Genomic DNA, 18,109 nt, shown 5'->3' on the forward strand with positions numbered 1-18,109 from the left:
ATATTATAAGCTTTTGTTGGCACAAAGCCTAAAATGCTCTATCATTAACTTGACTGGTTTTTAACGTAAATCGTATGAAGTACTTAATAGATTGAAGAGAGGCGTTAATATGAAGACAGTTGCTATTGTAACAGATAGTACGGCTTATATACCTGAATCAATGTTAGATGAATACGAAGTGACGATGGTTCCGCTTAGCGTAATATTCGGTAATGAATCCTATTTAGAAGAAAGAGAAATACAGGCAGGGGATTTTTTTGAAAAAGTAAAAAAAGAAGATGAGCTTCCTAAAACTTCTCAGCCTTCTATAGGAAGTTTTGTCGAAGCATATGAAACATTAGCTCGTACTCATGATGAAATTATTACGATTACTCTTTCCAGCGGTATCAGTGGTACCTATCAGTCAGCTCATTCAGCTGGAGGAATGATTGAAGGCGCAGACGTTCATGTTTTTGATTCAGAGATCAGTTGCATGATGCAGGGTTTCTATGTTCTAGAAGCAGCACAAATGGCGCAAGATGGTTTTAAAAGTAAAGAAATATTAAATCGTCTTCAAAAGATAAAAAGTCAAGGGACGAATGCCTATTTCCTTGTGGATGATCTTAGCCATTTACATCGAGGAGGTAGGTTGAATGCTGCACAGCTTGTAGTCGGAAACCTTCTTCAAATAAAACCCGTACTAACTTTTGAAGATAAAAAAATTGTTCCATATGAAAAAATTAGAACTCGAAAAAAAGCATTAAATAAACTGATGACGCTATTTGATGACGCTGCAAAAGGCGGAGATATCATTAAAGCAACTGTCATCTATGCAACGAATAAAGAAGAAGCAGAGTTTTTGAAAGCTGAATTAGAAGAAAAATACTCGAACGTAAGCATTATTTTAAGTTATTTCGGACCAGTTATTGCTACACACCTCGGTGAAGGTTCTCTTGGACTCGGCTGGTATCGTGTATGATCGTTAAAATCGAAAAGGAAGCAAATCCATGAGGTTTGCTTCCTATGTGTTAAATAACCAGCAAGTATTTATACCTGAATTGCTCAATCAACCTTCTTACTCCCTCAATTTCGCTCCAATTGGTATGTTCAACTCGATTCCCACTCAACCGCAAAATCCCGATTTTCATCCGAATGTTCAACTTATGAAATTTTTATATGGAAGGCATTTATTAATCGATGAAATCCCTTACTCATTTCTTGAACTTCATGAACACTATTTAAATGGCTATCTTCATTTTGAACCCGGTATTCAAAGCATTGATGGAAAAGCAACTTGTATGAGGTGTGGAAGTACTGATTCATTTTCATTTTTCGCGTGCTCGCGCTGCCATAGTAAGAACTGTAGATATTGTAGAAAGTGTATCAGAATGGGAAAGGTAACATTTTGTTCTCCACTATATTCCATATCCAAGTGGATACCAAAAAATGAAGATAAAGCTGTTTTAGAGTGGTCTGGCACATTGTCGGATGGTCAAAAGGAAGCTTCTAATGCTGTTGTCATGGCTATTCAACATAATCTTACTCTCCTTGTATGGGCTGTTTGTGGTAGTGGTAAAACAGAAGTGTTATTTAATGGATTAGCTCATGCCCTCACCAATCAAAAGTCTGTATGCGTTGCTACGCCACGTACAGATGTTGTACTAGAATTAGCTCCACGCCTACAAAAGGTCTTCCCTAGTCTTGTGATTTCTCCCCTATATGCAGGTCATTCCGATCCTCATTCTCATTTTGTTGTTTCTACGACGCATCAAATGATTCGTTTTAAGAATTACTTTGATGTCATGATCATTGATGAAGTAGATGCGTTTCCATATAGTGTGGATTCTTCTCTTCAATACAATGTTGAGAAAGCGAGAAAGCAAGGCGGTTCCCTCATTTATTTAACAGCAACACCTTCACCGTTGATTTTGAAAAAAGAAAATCTCCAAATCGTAAGGATTCCCTCAAGGTACCATGGTTTCCCACTGCCTAATCCAACCTGTCATTGGAGTGGCAATTGGAGAAAGAAAATAAATAAAGGTCATCTTCCTCATATATTAATTGAATGGATAAAGAAACAAGTATCTGAGCGAAAGCCCGTCCTTTTATTTCTTCCATCCATAAAAATCATTAATCAAACAAAAGATATATTTGAAAAAAATCACTTCCGATGTGAATCTGTTCATTCTGAGGATGAAAATCGAGCCGAAAAAGTTCTCCGTTTTCGAAACAAAGAAATCCCTATTCTCCTCTCCTCGACTATTCTCGAGAGAGGCATTACGATTGAAAATATATCAGTAGCCGTGCTTGGAGCAGAGGATGAGGTATTTACAGAGAGTGCCCTGGTGCAAATTGCCGGAAGAGCTGGAAGAAGTAAGAGATTCCCAGATGGAGATGTTCGCTTTTTTCATTATGGTAAAACAAATGCCATGTTAGAGGCTATAAAACATATTAAGAAAATGAATGTTGAAGCGAGGGAGAAAGGTTGGCTCAATTAAATCGTTGTACTATGTGTGGGGAAGATGTAAGTCAAAATGTATCCTGGAGCTGGTTGGTCGGAATAAAAAGTGACCCGGATTGTTGTGAGCTGTGCCGAAAGCAGCTTGTGCTAATTGAGGGAGACTTATGTCGGAAATGTGGGCGGCCTCTAAATAAACTTCCTAGTAAATTTGTAGAAAATCAGTTCTGTTCTGATTGTAGAAAGTGGGAGGAAAAAGGATGGGGAAAAGTTCTTATCCATAATAAGTCGTTTTATGAATACAATGCTTTTTTGAAAAACAAGCTTGCTCTTTATAAGTTTAGAGGAGATGTTGAAGTAGGAAGAGTATTCTCACATTTGATTCAAAAAGAGTTGAAGAAATCTTATTCCTTTATCGATCAAGTCATTCCAATGCCAACTAGTAAGGAAAGGCTCTATGAGAGAGGCTTTAATCAATGTGAGGTTTGGATTGAAGGGACATCCTTTGAACAAGAGTCACCACTGCTCCGAATCAAAAACGAAGAAAAGCAAAGTAAATTGTCACGTGAAAAAAGAATGAATCGTACAGAAGGCATGTTTCGCGTAACAGAAGGATCTGCACTAAATGGAAAGAAGATACTTCTATTAGACGATCTTTATACAACGGGAACAACTATTCACTATGCTGCGCTCACCCTAAGAAATGCAGGTGCATCTGAAGTTTATTCCCTTACATTAAGCAGGGGATAGGCATTGTCGAAAAATATTTAAGAAAACGCCTTCATTCGAGTTATATCAACAAAAACACCCCTTTGCCAGTGTGTAAATATAAACGTATAATAAACATGTGGCACTGCCATGAAGATTTTTGAAGGGAATGTTGAACAAGATGCAGGGAAAAGTAAAATGGTTTAACAATGAAAAAGGATTTGGCTTTATTGAAAGAGAAGATGGCGACGACGTATTCGTTCATTTTTCAGCAATCAGTGGGGAAGGATTCAAATCCCTTGAAGAAGGCCAAACAGTTGAATTCGAGATTGTTGATGGAGCTCGTGGACCACAGGCTGCTAACGTAGAAAAAGTTTCTTAAATTAATCGCTTAAAGCTCCTATCATTAGATAGGGGCTTTTTATTTTTAAAAGCTATTTTAGTTTATACTGAGGTTTTTTTAAATTAAGCTTATTGATCGGGTTATATAATAGGAGGGTACGCCCTTATATGTATGTATTTGTTAAAAATTGTCGGAATTTAGAGTGTTTTGTGAAAAAAACGTAAAAATATTTGTGATTTTTTAAAGTTTATAGAGGGTAATAGAGGGGGTATAACGAATAATATAGTTATAGCATGGAAGGAGGAGTGCCACATGATGAATTTCAACATCCGTGGTGAAAACATTAAAGTTACACCTGCAATGAGAGAATATACTGAGAAGAAGGTAAGTAAACTTGAAAGGTATTTCGATACTCCACCTAATACTGATGTTCATGTAAACATGAAGGTCTATAACGATCAACAAATGATTGAAGTAACCATCCCTATGCCAAACCTTCTACTTCGAGCAGAAGAAGAGCATCAGGATATGTATGCAGCAATTGATTTAGTTGTTGAGAAGCTTGAACGACAAATTCGCAAGCATAAAACAAAAGTTAATCGCAAATTCCGTCAGGAAGGTAGCGTTAAATATATGTTCCGCGATGAATTAAACCCTACAACAACAAGTGTTGCTGAAGCTGATATGGATGAGGATGACGATCTACAAGTAGTGAAAACAAAGCGTTTTACATTCAAGCCGATGGACGTTGAAGAAGCGATTCTTCAGATGGACATGCTTGGACACAGCTTTTTCGTTTTCTCAAACGCTGTTACAGGAAGCACAGGCGTTGTCTATCGTCGTAAAGATGGTAAATACGGACTGATCGAGCAAGATTAACGAATAAATGAACAAGGGCAGGGGTGATCACCCCTGCCCTTTAAATATGTGCTGATGTTTGTTTTTTATCTACATTAATATAGTCGTTAGAAGGCATGGTTTTTTACTTTCTTGTGCCTCTAGCAACTAATTGTTAAAATAACTACATAGTATAAAAAATTCTTAGTTTAGTTAGATATATGATAGCACTCTACTGACAACAAAAGAGGAGCGTTTTGATGAAAGGTTTATTACGAAAAATCATACCCAATGGCAATGAACGTCAGGTTAGTCGCTTACAGAAGATTGCAGATCAAGTAGAGACTTTCTCAGATGAAATGAAGAAGTTATCTGATGATCAGCTCCGTAACAAAACGGAAGAATACAAAGAACGGATTCAAAAAGGTGAAGATTTAGACAAAATGTTACCAGAAGTGTACGCTACCGTTCGCGAAGCATCTGAACGTGTTCTTGGTATGCGCCCATTTCCAGTACAAATTATGGGAGCGGCGTCTCTTCATGAAGGAAATATTGCTGAAATGAAAACAGGTGAAGGTAAAACCCTTAGTGCCACAATGCCTGTTTATCTTAATGCCTTAACTGGCAAAGGTGTACACGTTATTACGGTCAACGAATACCTGGCGAAGCGTGACGCTGAAGAAATGGGAGAGCTTTACCACTATCTCGGTTTAACAGTTGGACTAAACATTAGCGGACTGTCAAAAGAAGAAAAAGCCGAAGCTTATGCTGCGGATATTACGTATGGAACAAACAATGAATTTGGTTTCGATTATTTGCGTGACAACATGGTCTTATATAAAGAAGAAATGGTTCAACGCCCTCTTCATTATGCCATCATTGATGAAGTTGACTCAGTGTTAATTGACGAAGCAAGAACACCCCTTATTATTTCTGGGAGTGCTGAGAAGTCAACTACTTTATACATTCAAGCGAACCAATTTGTTAGAACACTAAAAGAAGAAGACGACTATAACGTTGATATCAAAACAAAGAACGTTCAATTAACGGAAGATGGGATTACGAAAGCAGAAAAATTCTTCGCTATTGAGAATTTATATGATTACAAACATGTTCAACTAAACCACCATATTAATCAGGCAATGAAAGCCAATTTTATTATGCAACTCGATATGGACTATGTTGTTCAGGATGAGGAAGTTGTGATCGTTGATTCATTTACTGGACGTTTAATGGCTGGACGTCGCTATAGCGATGGACTTCATCAAGCGATTGAAGCGAAGGAAGGTCTTGTTATCCAGCGTGAAAGCATGACGCTAGCTACGATTACATTCCAAAACTATTTTAGAATGTATGAAAAGCTTTCTGGTATGACAGGTACAGCGAAAACCGAGGAAGAAGAATTCCGGAATATTTACAATATGAATGTTATTGCGATTCCTACGAATAAGCCAATTGCTCGTATGGACTATCCTGATCTCGTTTATAAATCCACTAACGGTAAATTCCAGGCACTCGCTAGAGAAATTGAAGAGCGTCATAAGAATGGACAACCCATCCTTGTTGGTACAGTCGCGGTAGAAACATCTGAGTTGATTTCGCAATTCTTAAAGAAACGCGGAATTCCTCACAATATACTAAATGCCAAAAACCATGCTCGTGAAGCGGAAATTATTGAATCAGCTGGTCAAAAAGGTGCGGTAACGATCGCGACAAACATGGCTGGACGTGGTACAGATATTAAATTAGGCACAGGTGTACTTGATCTTGGAGGCCTCTTTATCTTAGGTACGGAACGTCATGAAAGTCGAAGAATAGATAACCAGCTTCGCGGACGTTCAGGACGTCAAGGTGATCCAGGTGAATCAAGGTTCTATATTTCTATGGAAGATGAGCTAATGAGAAGGTTTGGCTCGGATAATATGATGAACATGATGAACCGTCTCGGGATGGAAGAGGATCAGCCGATTGAATCGAAGCTTGTCTCAAGAGCAGTGGAGTCAGCACAAAAACGCGTCGAGGGTAATAACTATGATGCTCGTAAGCAGCTTCTTCAATATGATGATGTGATGAGACAACAGCGCGAGATCATTTATGCTCAACGTGCAGAAGTACTTGAATCAGATAATTTACGTGAAATTGTCGAAACGATGCTCACTTCTGTTATTACACGTATCGTTGATGCTCATACAGGTGATGAGGATATTCAAGAAGAGTGGGATCATCAAGCGATTATTGATCACGCGAAAGGTATCTTCCTTCAAGAAGGCCAGGTAACAGTGAAAGATATCAAAGGTCTTGATAAGGAAGAAATCGTAGAACTTCTTGTTGAGAAAATGAAAATAAATTACGATGAAAAAGAAGCTGCATTCGAACCGGAACGCATGCGTGAATTCGAAAAAGTTATTCTTCTGCGCAGTGTTGATCGTAAATGGATGGATCACATTGATGCAATGAATCAGCTACGTCAGGGAATTCACTTGCGCGCTTACGGGCAAAATGATCCTTTACGCGAGTATCAATTTGAAGGATTTGAAATGTTCGAGGACATGGTTACAGAGATAGAAGAAGAAGTCTCTACTTATATTATGAAAGCTCAGATTGAAAGTAATCTAAAGCGAGAAAAAGTAGCGGAAGGCAAAGCCGTTAATCCAAAAGAAGAAGGAAGCTTGAAGCCAAAACCTGTTAAGAAAAAGCAGGATATTGGACGAAATGATCCTTGTCCTTGCGGCAGCGGTAAGAAATATAAAAACTGTCACGGCAAAGCTGAATAAAATCGAGCAGGTGTCGTAAGCATTTGCTATTCCCGTACTTTAGGGACAGTACCCCCACCTCCAAATGCAGGTTAGTCAACAAGTAATGGTGGGTGTGCTGTCCCTAAAAGTCTGCTTGATGTACTAACCATCAAAGGTGTGAAAGTCTTTGATAGTAGATCTTTCGATTTTTGGATCATCAATATAGCCTGAATCGAAGTAAAATAATGATGTAGAGGTGCAAACTATGGAAATGCATGAAATTCGCAACGAATTAAATACAATTGAAACACGATTAAACGATTTTAGGGGGTCTCTTTGACCTCGAAAATAAAAGAGCCCGTATCGATGAATTAGACATTCAAATGACTGATCCAGATTTCTGGAATGATCAAAATGCCGCTCAAAAAGTGATCAATGAATCAAACTCTCTAAAAGAAGCTGTTAATGAGTTCGATTCTCTTCAAGAAGAATATGAGAACCTGGAAGTTTCTTATGAACTTGTGAAAGAAGAAAACGATCAGGAGTTATTTGAAGATCTTGAAGTAGAAATTAAAGATCTGAAAAAAGCAGTCAATCAATTTGAACTTACGCTTCTTCTAAGCGAAGAGCATGATAAAAATAATGCGATTCTTGAACTTCACCCAGGTGCTGGTGGTACAGAGTCACAAGACTGGGCATCGATGCTTCTTAGAATGTATACGCGTTATGGTGAGAAGAAAGGATTTAAAGTTGAAACGCTTGATTACCTCCCAGGTGATGAAGCTGGTGTGAAAAGTGTTACGCTGAACTTTAAAGGTCATAATGCTTATGGGTATTTAAAAGCAGAAAAGGGCGTCCACCGTCTTGTTCGTATCTCACCATTTGACTCAAGTGGCAGACGTCATACTTCTTTTGTTTCTTGCGAAGTTATGCCTGAGTTTAATGATGAAATTGAGATTGACATTCGCACAGAAGATTTGAAGATCGATACGTATCGTGCGAGTGGGGCTGGTGGTCAGCACATTAATACGACTGACTCTGCCGTTCGAATCACTCACCTTCCTACAAAAGTAGTCGTGAGTTGTCAGGGAGAACGTTCTCAGATTAAAAACCGAGAACAGGCCATGAAAATGTTGAAAGCAAAGCTATATCAGTTGAAAATTGAAGAACAAGAAGCAGAGCTCGATGAGATCCGAGGCGAGCAGAAAGAAATTGGCTGGGGTAGTCAAATTCGATCTTATGTTTTCCATCCGTATAGTATGGTAAAAGATCATCGTACAAATATGGAAGTTGGGAACACTCAATCTGTCATGGATGGCGATCTCGATCCATTTATTGATGCATTTCTCCGCTCTCGTTTAAATGATTAAAACTAACTTCAAGCCTACCTGTAGAATCAGGTGGGCTTTTTTCTATAATGGCTATGTTCATTTACGTTGTTGACTTTTCGGTAATTTACCCTTTGTGATCACCAATTGCTTCTTCATGTTTCTGTCATAAATGGGGCAAAGTATAAAAGGAGAAAGAAGTGCTTCAACTTGATAACGCGCTGCTACAATGCGGTTTACACCCCATATGCCCGATGATATACTACTGAAGGCTTTTGCTTAGAAATGAGCAGTGACTTAAATCATAGAGGTAAGTGAGTGAATGCAGTTATGATAGCAACGTTAGCGAAATTTACAGCAAGAAAGGTTTCACCAACACATAAGATACTGGAATATTTAAGCGTTATGGTAGGATCCGCCCTTGTGGCGATAGCCTTTAACCTTTTCCTACTCCCTAATAGCATTGCTTCTGGTGGGGTAAGCGGGATCAGTACCATTACAAAAGGAGTCTTTGATTGGAAACCGGCATATGTCCAGTGGGCTTTTAATATTCCATTGTTTATAAGTGGTTTAATCTTTCTGGGGAAAAAGTATGGTCCAAAAACCTTGGTCGGAACTCTCTTCTTACCTTTTGTCGTAAAATTGACAGAGAACGTAGAACCAGCGACAACAGATCCGTTATTAGGTGCCCTTTTCGGTGGTCTTGGAGTTGGGATTGGCCTTGGAATTGTATTCAGGGGAAAAGCCTCTACTGGAGGTACGGACCTTGCTGCACAAATTGTGAACAAGTATACAGGAGTTTCGCTCGGAACGTGTGTATTTATGATTGATGGCTTAATTGTCGTTGCTTCAGCGTTTGTGTTCAGCCTTGAAGAAGCACTTTATGCCCTTATTGCTATGTATCTAACAGGTAAAACAATTGATGTTGTTCAACTAGGATTGGGCTACTCGAAAATGGCTCTTATTATTTCAGATAAAGAAGAAGAGCTGCGTGAAGGGATCATCACTGTAATAGATCGAGGTGTGACAAGAATTTCAGGTCAGGGTGGATACACCAATGATAAGCGTCCCATCTTAATGGTCGTTGTTGCGCAAAATGAGGTTACAAAGCTAAAAGAGCTCGTAAAGGGTGTTGATCCTTCAGCATTTGTGATTGTATCCAACGCTACTGAAGTGCTGGGGGAAGGTTTTAAAAGAGAGTAAGCCGGCTATAGTAAGTGAAGGTGAGCTCCATTAGAGGCGAGGTTTTTACTTTGTCCAATGGGTGGCAGTATATATGAGGAGTGAAGATAATGAAGAAGTGGATGGGGTTTCTGTTTGTAGTTGTTCTGATTTTTAGTTTAGCTGCATGTGGTGCGAGTAATAATGAAAATAGCACGAATGAGGGCTCTTCAAAAGAAAGTAACTCAGAAAATGAGAATGCAGGCCAAGCTTCTGGTGAATATGATGCTAATGCCGCAGAAGCTACATATCAAACGAATTGCTTAAGCTGTCATGGAGACAACCTTGAGGGGAAAGTAGGGCCACAACTTTCAAATGTTGGCTCACGTTTATCGAAAGATGAGATTCTCTCTGTCATTCAAAACGGGAAAGGGCAAATGCCTGGTAATATTTTACGTGGAGATACGGAAGTGGAAGAAAATGTAGCAAGTTGGCTAGCTGATATGAAATAGGTAGAGAAGAAGCACTGAATAGTGCTTTTTTTATTGTCCTATTTTTGATTATGAACCTGGAAAAAGAAGGATGTAATATTACGAAGGAGAGAGGGGATCTCTTATATTTCCCTTCTTGACAAAGTTAAGCATAGATAATTGTGTAATAATCTATTGACTATTAATGCATTATTGCAGAAGATGTCAGATTGAGAGGGTCTTGAAATAAAAATGTAATAAAAATTTGTCTTAAAATAGCGAATTTGTTTGTTATAATATCTTCAGATGTAAAGGAACTAATCAAAAATAAAACACCAATAAAAAACTAACTCCTAAGAATTTGCATCGAGAATTTAAGCAAGTAGGAAGTGGTACAGTTTGATCGAAATGAAAGATGTTTGGAAAACATACGACAATGGAATCAAAGCCATAAACGGTATCGATATTACAATTGATAAAGGTGAATTTGTCTACATAGTAGGACCAAGTGGCGCCGGTAAGTCAACATTTATGAGAATGATGTATCGGGAAGAAAAGCCTACAAGTGGAAAAATCATAATTAATGGAAAAGATGTTGGCAAATTGAAGAATAAGTACATTCCCAAGCTACGTCGCGAAATCGGCGTTGTTTTTCAGGACTTTAAACTTTTGCCAAGATTAACCGTTTATGAGAACGTCGCTTTTGCTCTTGAAGTCATCGAGGAAAGTAAAGCAAATACGCGCAAGCGAGTCATGGAAACGCTAAGTCTCGTTAATTTGAAAAACAAAGCAAGGTTCTTACCAGACGAACTTTCTGGTGGGGAACAGCAGAGGGTTTCAATAGCAAGAGCGATCGTCAATAACCCTCACATTCTGCTAACAGATGAGCCTACCGGGAATCTGGATCCAGAAACAGCATGGGGCATTATGGATTTACTAGATCAAATCAACAATCGCGGTACAACTGTTATTATGGCAACCCATAATAAGGATATTGTGAATACATTCAGAAAACGTGTTATTGCAATTGATGGCGGTATAGTTACCCGTGATGAAGCAAGAGGTGAGTACGGGTATGAAAATTAAAACGTTTGGTCGCCACGGAAAAGAAGGTTTCAAAAATCTTGGTCGAAATGGCTGGATGACCTTCGCTTCGATTTCTGCGGTTACCGTTACACTACTTTTAGTCGGCGTTTGTCTCGCATTGCTTCTTAATTTAAATGCTTTTGGTGATCAACTTGAAAGTGATGTTGAAATCAGCGCATTTATTGATTTAACGGCGCAGCAAGAACAGCAAGATGAACTTAAGTCCAGGATCGAGAACATTTCTGAAGTGGAATCTGTTACTTATCAATCTAAAGAAGAAGGATTGGATAATTTAATTGATAATCTTGGGGATGAAGGTGAAGTGTTCGAGTCATTAAGAGAAGAAAATCCTTTAAGTGACGCTTTCCTGATCAAAACCAAAGATCCTCAGAATGTAACGGCAGTTGCTGAAGAGATTAAGCAACTAGAAAATGTACAAGATGTTGAGTTTGCAGAAGATACGGTGAATCGACTTTTTAAAGTTCTTGAGATCGCACGAAATGTTGGACTGGCCCTTGTGGTTGGATTATTATTTACAGCCATGTTCCTCATTTCTAATACTATTAAACTAACAATTGTTGCCAGAAGTCATGAAATTGAAATTATGAAGCTAGTGGGAGCAACGAACTGGTTCATTCGATGGCCATTCCTAGTAGAAGGTATCCTAATTGGAATTTTCGGCTCGATTATCCCAATTGGAATTCTAATCTACGGCTATTACTATTTAATTGAATTAATAGCAAATCGTTTCCCAACTTTATTCATCGATTTACTACCGGTAACACCGTTTGTTTATCAGTTATCAGGGTTGTTAATTATCCTTGGTGTGATTATCGGAGTATGGGGAAGTCTTACATCAATGCGTAAATTCTTAAAAGTTTAAAATGAAAATTAAGAGATAAATAGATTCATCTATTTTGGGGGAGGAACAAAGATTGAAGCGTAAAATATTAGCAACGGCTCTAACATTGACTCTAGGTTTAAGCGGACTAACAACTGCAGCACTTCCACAAACGACTGAAGCCGCAAATCTTGATGATCAACTTAATAATGTCAAAGAAAAGCAGTCTTCAAACCAGGAAGAGCTTGAGCAAAAGGAATCTGAACTTGCGGACGTGAAAGCAGAGCAAGAAGATGTTCGAGCAGAAATTGAACAGTTAAACAAAGAAGTAGCTGAAACGGATGAGAAGATTTCAGTGAAAGAGAAGGAAATTAAAGATACAAATGCAGAAATTGATCAGTTGAAAGAAGAAATTAGCGCTTTAGAAGACCGTATTGCTGAGCGTGATAAGTTATTGAAAGATCGCATTCGCTCTATGCAACAAAACGGTGGCGGAACAGTTGATTACATGGAAGTTTTACTTGGTGCTACTGATTTTGGTGATCTAGTAGAACGCGTTCTTGCTCTTAATACAATCGCTGATCAAGACAAAAAGATTCTTGAAGAGCATAAAGCGGACAAGCAGGCAGTAGAAGAAAAGAAAGCTCAAGTAGAAGAGAAACTTGCCTCTCTTGAAGAGAATAAAGCAGAGCTTGAAGATCTTAAAAAAGAGCTTGATTCTAAAAAAGCACAAAAAGATAAGCTAATGAAGTCCCTTGAAGAAGAAGAAGGCGATCTTCATAACCATATGATGGACTTAAATGAAACTGCTGAACTTTTAGCAGCTCAAGAAAAAGCAGTAAAGCAAGAGATTAAGCGTGCTGAAGAAGCAGCTCGTAAAGCTGAAGAAGAGCGTAAAGCCGCAGCTAAAGCGGCAAAAGAAAAAGCTGAAGCTGAAGCTGCAGCACAAGCGAAAAAGGAAGCAGCGGCAAGCTCAAGCAAGTCTAGCAGTTCAAATAGTTCAAGCAGTTCAAATTCAGCACCGGCGCCAACTCCTGAGCCAGCACCAGCGCCTTCTAGTAACGCAACATTCATTAAGCCTGCTGCTGGTCCAATTACATCTGGATTAGGCCGCCGCTGGGGAACGTTCCACGCAGGAATTGATATTGCTCAAGGTGGTCAAAACCCAGTATCAGCTGCTGCAGATGGAACAGTATTGAGATCTTATCATTCAGATTCATACGGTAATGTAGTATTCTTGACGCATAGTATCAATGGGCAAATGTACACAACAGTGTATGCTCATATGCAAAATCGCGCAGTTTCTACAGGTCAGTCAGTAAGTCAGGGAACTTACCTTGGTACAATGGGGAATACTGGTCATTCAACTGGACAACATTTACACTTTGAAATTCACAAAGGTTCATGGAACTCTAGTAAGTCAAATGCTGTTAACCCAATGAATTACATTCAATAATTAGATGAGCCTCGCTTCAACGGGCTTTCCCCCTCACAATTTGAGATGGAAACATAATGAAAACAACTGAATCATATAGTACAATAAGATGAAAAGGCATCGCATCGTTATGATGGGGTGCCTTTTCCTTCAAATTAGAAGAGGTGAGTACAATGAAGATACAGGGGAAAGTTGTCGCTTTACTTGTCGTGATTGCCCTCGTAATCGGTTCAGGTGGTACATACGCGGCCTTCACTTTATTACAGGACGAGCCTGAGGGGAGCACTCAATCTTTAACTCTTGGTTCTGGTAATGAAATAGAGACAGAAGAGCTAACGAAAATTAACAAAGCTTATGAATTAATCCAGGATCGCTATGTGAATGATGTCGATCAAAAAGAGTTGTTAGATGGAGCTATTAAAGGAATGGTAGATACTCTTGAAGATCCCTATTCAGTCTATATGGACCCTAAAACAGCCGAGCAATTTAGCCAGTCTCTTGGTTCTTCCTTTGAGGGGATCGGGGCGGAAGTTAATATGACTGACGGAAGAGTAACGATTGTGTCACCTTATAAAGATTCACCTGCTGAGAAAGCAGGCCTCCGTCCGAATGATAAAATCATGACGATCGACGGTGAAAGCACAGAAGGACTTGATTTGTATGATGCTGTATTAAAGATTCGTGGGGAGAAAGGCACGGTTGTCACGCTCGGCGTTCAACGCCCAGGCGCTTCAGAGACTATGAAGGTAGAAGTGACGCGTGATGAGATTCCTATTGAAACGGTCCGTGCAAGTACGGTAGAAGAAAACGGAAAAACAATCGGTGTCTTGCAAATCACCTCATTCTCAGAGGATACAGCTAAAAGCTTCTCAGAAGAGTTGAAGAAATTAGAAAAACAGGGCATTGATGGTTTGGTACTTGACGTTCGTAATAATCCAGGTGGCCTGTTAAATGTTGTTTCGGATATGGCGGAAGAACTGATTCCTAATGACAAACCTTACGTTCAAATTGAAGATCGTGAAGGAGAGAAACAGCGTTCTGTTTCTTCTCTTGAAGAGAAAAAAGATTATCCTGTCGTAGGACTTATTGATCGCGGGAGTGCATCTGCTGCAGAAATTCTTGCCGGAGCGCTTAAAGAAGCAGGCGATTATGATTTGGTCGGTGAAACGTCATTTGGTAAAGGAACGGTTCAATCAACGCTAGACCTTGGAGATGGCAGTAATATTAAACTGACAATGTTTAAATGGTTAACACCAGATGGCAACTGGATTCATAAAGAAGGAATTGAGCCAACGGTTGAAGCGAAGCAGCCGGATTACTTCTATGTAAATCCATTATCTACTGAAAAGACGTTAGAATTTGATCAGAACAGCGAGCAAGTAGAGTCTGCGCAAATCATGCTCAAGGGCCTTGGTTTTGAACCGGGACGCAAAGACGGTTATTTTAGTGATAAAACAGTTACAGCAGTAAAAGCTTTCCAACGTTCGAATGATATAAATATTACTGGGAAAATAGATGAAAAAACTGCGCAGAAACTTCAGGAAAAAATTATTGATTCCATTCGCAATCCTGATAACGATGTGCAGCTTAAGACAGCGGTGGAGCTCCTTGCTAAATAATTCCAAGAAGGAAATGAACTGTTGATGTCGAAGCTATTCCGCAGGAAATCCTGCGGAATTTTTTTCGACCATGATAAGCACATTGAACAAATAGAAGGCATTTTCAAAATGAGGTAAACTAGATTGGTTGTCTCATGATTATTTGGCAATGTTAGGGTATTTTCGATAATTCTCTCATGACAAAAATGAGCAGAACATTCATATAACATAGCCAGTCATTTAGTAACTGCTAAGAAGCATGGAGGAATATAAAATGGACACTTTTGGCCTTTCAATACTTAAGGGAATTATTAGTTTTTTCCTTCATCCCCTCACGTATATTACGATTATTGGAGCATTTATGCTCGGCCTTTCACGAGTAAAACGTGATAGAAGAGATTTTCACACAAGAGTACATGATGTTTTGGACGATGTTCCATTTGCTATCATACCTGGATTATTGATTGGAGCCGCTTTTCTGATACTTAATCTTTTGCTTGGTTTAACGATTCCTTTCAGTACCACCGTAGCAATGAGTCTCGGAGCATTTTTGCTTTTAGTAACAGGACAAATTCGTTTTTTATCACCTGCTTTTGTGTTCATCTTACCTACACTAGCAACGTTTTTTTATACTCCAATCGATTTCGGTAACGATACTCTCAATACGATGCAAGAGGGGATCGGGAATGCATCGCCGATTGCGCTCGCTATTTTAGTTGGCTTTCTAGTATTCATGGAAGGGTTATTCATTACGATGAATGCTGGGAAACAGACGTCACCAAGACTCGTAGAAAGTAAACGTGGAAAGTTAGTGGGGGCCCATGAAGTCCAAAGACTATGGCTTTTACCACTATTCCTCTTCCTTCCAGTCGGTCAGGTTGAATCATTTACATGGTGGCCTCTTCTTGATTTTGGTGCTGGAACCTATGCCTTTATCTTATTGCCATTTCCAATTGGCTTTCGAAAGCTCATACACCATGCATTACCCCTTCCAGAGATGAAGAGTAATGGTAGGCAGGTTGCTCTTCTCGGGGGAGCAACGGTCTTAATTGGTCTAATGAGTTACTTTTTGAGTAATAAATGGATTGCATTAGTTGCGATCATTCTAGTGATTCTTGGACGAGCTGGTATTTTACTTCTTCATCGAGGTAAAAATAAGCCTGCCTATTTCAATGAACGAAATAAAGGACTTGTTATTCTCGGAATTCTCCCCGGCTCACCTGCAGATCAAATGAACTTACAAGTTGGCGAAGTCATTTCTAAGGTGAATGGGCTACCTTTAGGAAAAGGTGTAGATTTTTATACGGCTCTTCAACGTAATGCCGCTTTTTGTAAAATGGAAGTGCTTGATGTTAATGGAGAAGTTAGGTTTGAGCAAAAAGCGCTTTATAATAATACTCATCATGAGCTTGGTTTGCTATTTGTAAAAGAAAATCGTTTTGAGGAGCAAGAGGAAGCACAATAATAAACGAATCGTTAGAAGAAGGCTGAGGCTTTCTTCTTTTTTGTTGTGCTATTTTTCGTTATATAGCAAAAGTCATGTTTCTCTTTGTCACTTATAGAATTAAACCTATTTCAACAATAAAGTTGTACTTGTTTCTATGCCATTTAGTTATAGGTTCTATTCAAGAAATATATGGAAGTTAGAAAACCGTTTCATCCCTTGGATGATTGCGTTTACAGTGATTTTCTCTGTCTTGTATGTTAGCAAAACGCTTGCTACACTTTGATCATTCTTAACGTAAAGGAGCATGTCGCAATGACTGGAGAAAAGCAGTTGCAGCAACAATTAATGGATCTTAATGAAAGAGAAATGAAGTTGCTTCAAAAGTTTGAAATAGAGCGTGAGACAATTATGAAACAAATGCACGGTAGCGCGTCTGTGGTTACAAGAGCTCCAATTTCCGAAATCGTAGAAACCCTTGAACGTTCTCAAGTGGCGATGGGGCCGCTTTACCTGACAGATCTACTAGAGAAGCATTATAGAATCACTATTTCAAAGTCATCCCTTTTTAATATCCTTGAAATGCTCGCAGAATCAAAAGATTATCCTATTACTCGGATTAGTGAGAAAGGATTTAAATATAGTAAATAAGCTATAAAGGGTTGAATTTTGTCATTTGTTACTAACAACACAGATTTACTCGATTAGGGTATAAATCTAGAACCCAGTGTATTAGCAGAGCCATTAAGAAAGAAAAGGTGATTAGAATGGACAATGTATTCGAAGATACAAATATGAAGTCTACCAATGAGTCAAGAACGGCTAAAGCAACCGTGGTCAATCCGACTCATACAAATATTCATGGAACATTATTTGGGGGTCAACTGATGGCCTTCATTGATGACGTTGCTCTTATTTCAGCAACTCGTCATTCAAGAAGACCCTGTGTAACAGCATCAACTGATTCAGTGGATTTTCTTCATCCGATTAATCAAGGAGACATTGTTTGTCTTGAATCCATGGTGACGTGGACACACAAAACATCAATGGAGGTTTTTGTTAAAGCAATTGCAGAGAAAATGTTCACTGGTGAACGTCACGTATGTGCGACTGCGCTTTTAACATTTGTAGCCCTTGATGAAGAAGGAAATCCAGTTGAGGTACCAGGTGTTTACCCTGAAACAGAAGAGGAGAAATTCTTGAATGAAACAGCTGTTGAACGAAAAGAGATTCGTAAAGGTCGCAAAGGTGAAAGTAGAAAGCTAGCTCGTGAATTTGGAACTCCAAAGCCCTGGGATGCAGCTCAGTTTACTACATTGTAAAGTCGTTTCTTATCCTATGTGATAAGGTTACGAATATCCAATGATGAGTTTTCTTTTCTGATCATAGCATTCTCTCCCTAACTTGTTGTAAGATGGGGGGAGAAGTTGTGATTAGAGAGGGGAACTTACCAGTATGCAAGGAATATTAATTGCTTTATTCGTTCCGGCAATTATCATGGTCGTGTTTACGCGAGTTACATATAATACTTACGTTAGTTTCGGGTTAACGATTTTATTTATGTGGGCTGTGTTTGGTGGAATCGATCATCCGATACATCTGATTGTCTTAACGGTTTTGTCAGCGCTTGTTGGATTTTATTTTTCAATGAAAACACAAAAACAAAATAAGAAAAAAATGAAGTAG

The 18,109-nt window shown here is 38.9% G+C and carries 17 protein-coding genes; all 17 read left to right on the forward strand.

The features are described 5' to 3' along the window. The first annotated feature begins 109 nt into the window (after positions 1-109). The 17 genes from IQ283_RS03395 to IQ283_RS03475 all read left to right on the forward strand — a co-directional run bounded on the left by IQ283_RS03395 (position 110) and on the right by IQ283_RS03475 (position 18,109). Complete coding sequence (locus IQ283_RS03395) at positions 110-958, forward strand: DegV family protein (protein ID WP_194218744.1); 849 nt, start codon at positions 110-112, stop codon at positions 956-958. Between the two features lie 28 nt (positions 959-986). Continuing rightward, the gene (locus IQ283_RS03400; protein WP_194218745.1) at positions 987-2,477 is read left to right on the forward strand and encodes a DEAD/DEAH box helicase; all 1,491 of its coding nucleotides are present in this window, start codon (positions 987-989) and stop codon (positions 2,475-2,477) included. Beyond that, entirely contained in the window at positions 2,465-3,187 is a 723-nt protein-coding gene (locus IQ283_RS03405) for a ComF family protein (RefSeq protein ID WP_206759424.1), read from the forward strand. Before IQ283_RS03400 ends, IQ283_RS03405 begins: the two co-directional genes overlap by 13 nt. A 139-nt stretch (positions 3,188-3,326) precedes the next feature. Beyond that, positions 3,327-3,527, forward strand: a complete 201-nt coding sequence (locus IQ283_RS03410; RefSeq protein ID WP_194218747.1) for a cold shock domain-containing protein — start codon at positions 3,327-3,329, stop codon at positions 3,525-3,527. Positions 3,528-3,803: 276 nt separating this feature from the next. Next, the gene (gene hpf, locus IQ283_RS03415; RefSeq protein WP_194218748.1) at positions 3,804-4,367 is read left to right on the forward strand and encodes a ribosome hibernation-promoting factor, HPF/YfiA family; all 564 of its coding nucleotides are present in this window, start codon (positions 3,804-3,806) and stop codon (positions 4,365-4,367) included. 218 nt (positions 4,368-4,585) lie between these two features. After that, complete coding sequence (secA, locus tag IQ283_RS03420) at positions 4,586-7,099, forward strand: preprotein translocase subunit SecA (RefSeq protein WP_194218749.1); 2,514 nt, start codon at positions 4,586-4,588, stop codon at positions 7,097-7,099. Positions 7,100-7,325: 226 nt separating this feature from the next. After that, a protein-coding gene (prfB, locus tag IQ283_RS03425; protein WP_194218750.1) for a peptide chain release factor 2 occupies positions 7,326-8,430 on the forward strand; the annotation gives its coding sequence in 2 pieces (ribosomal slippage) (positions 7,326-7,397 and positions 7,399-8,430; 1,104 coding nt in all). 288 nt (positions 8,431-8,718) lie between these two features. Then, a complete protein-coding gene (locus IQ283_RS03430) occupies positions 8,719-9,591 on the forward strand; it encodes a YitT family protein (protein WP_194219581.1) in 873 nt (290 codons plus the stop codon). An 89-nt stretch (positions 9,592-9,680) separates the two neighbouring features. Beyond that, positions 9,681-10,061 carry a c-type cytochrome gene (locus IQ283_RS03435; protein ID WP_194218751.1) on the forward strand — a complete coding sequence of 127 codons (381 nt, stop codon included), beginning with the start codon at positions 9,681-9,683 and terminating at the stop codon, positions 10,059-10,061. Between the two features lie 357 nt (positions 10,062-10,418). Further along, complete coding sequence (gene ftsE / locus IQ283_RS03440) at positions 10,419-11,105, forward strand: cell division ATP-binding protein FtsE (RefSeq protein ID WP_194218752.1); 687 nt, start codon at positions 10,419-10,421, stop codon at positions 11,103-11,105. Beyond that, positions 11,095-11,988 carry a permease-like cell division protein FtsX gene (ftsX, locus tag IQ283_RS03445; RefSeq protein ID WP_194218753.1) on the forward strand — a complete coding sequence of 298 codons (894 nt, stop codon included), beginning with the start codon at positions 11,095-11,097 and terminating at the stop codon, positions 11,986-11,988. Before ftsE ends, ftsX begins: the two co-directional genes overlap by 11 nt. A gap of 52 nt (positions 11,989-12,040) precedes the next feature. Then, complete coding sequence (locus tag IQ283_RS03450) at positions 12,041-13,402, forward strand: murein hydrolase activator EnvC family protein (protein ID WP_226615293.1); 1,362 nt, start codon at positions 12,041-12,043, stop codon at positions 13,400-13,402. Between the two features lie 158 nt (positions 13,403-13,560). Next, positions 13,561-15,000 carry a S41 family peptidase gene (locus IQ283_RS03455; protein ID WP_194219582.1) on the forward strand — a complete coding sequence of 480 codons (1,440 nt, stop codon included), beginning with the start codon at positions 13,561-13,563 and terminating at the stop codon, positions 14,998-15,000. A 253-nt stretch (positions 15,001-15,253) separates the two neighbouring features. Then, positions 15,254-16,444 (forward strand): PDZ domain-containing protein, encoded by a 1,191-nt coding sequence (locus IQ283_RS03460; RefSeq protein WP_194218755.1) that lies wholly within the window; start codon positions 15,254-15,256, stop codon positions 16,442-16,444. A gap of 294 nt (positions 16,445-16,738) precedes the next feature. After that, on the forward strand, positions 16,739-17,074 hold the full coding sequence (locus tag IQ283_RS03465) for a hypothetical protein (RefSeq protein ID WP_194218756.1): 336 nt from the start codon (positions 16,739-16,741) through the stop codon (positions 17,072-17,074). A 143-nt stretch (positions 17,075-17,217) separates the two neighbouring features. Beyond that, a complete protein-coding gene (locus IQ283_RS03470) occupies positions 17,218-17,745 on the forward strand; it encodes an acyl-CoA thioesterase (protein WP_194219583.1) in 528 nt (175 codons plus the stop codon). Positions 17,746-17,878: 133 nt separating this feature from the next. Further along, complete coding sequence (locus tag IQ283_RS03475) at positions 17,879-18,109, forward strand: DUF2198 family protein (protein ID WP_194218757.1); 231 nt, start codon at positions 17,879-17,881, stop codon at positions 18,107-18,109.

Origin of the sequence: Pseudalkalibacillus hwajinpoensis (assembly GCF_015234585.1) — a bacterium.
Classification (GTDB): domain Bacteria; phylum Bacillota; class Bacilli; order Bacillales; family Guptibacillaceae; genus Guptibacillus; species Guptibacillus hwajinpoensis_B.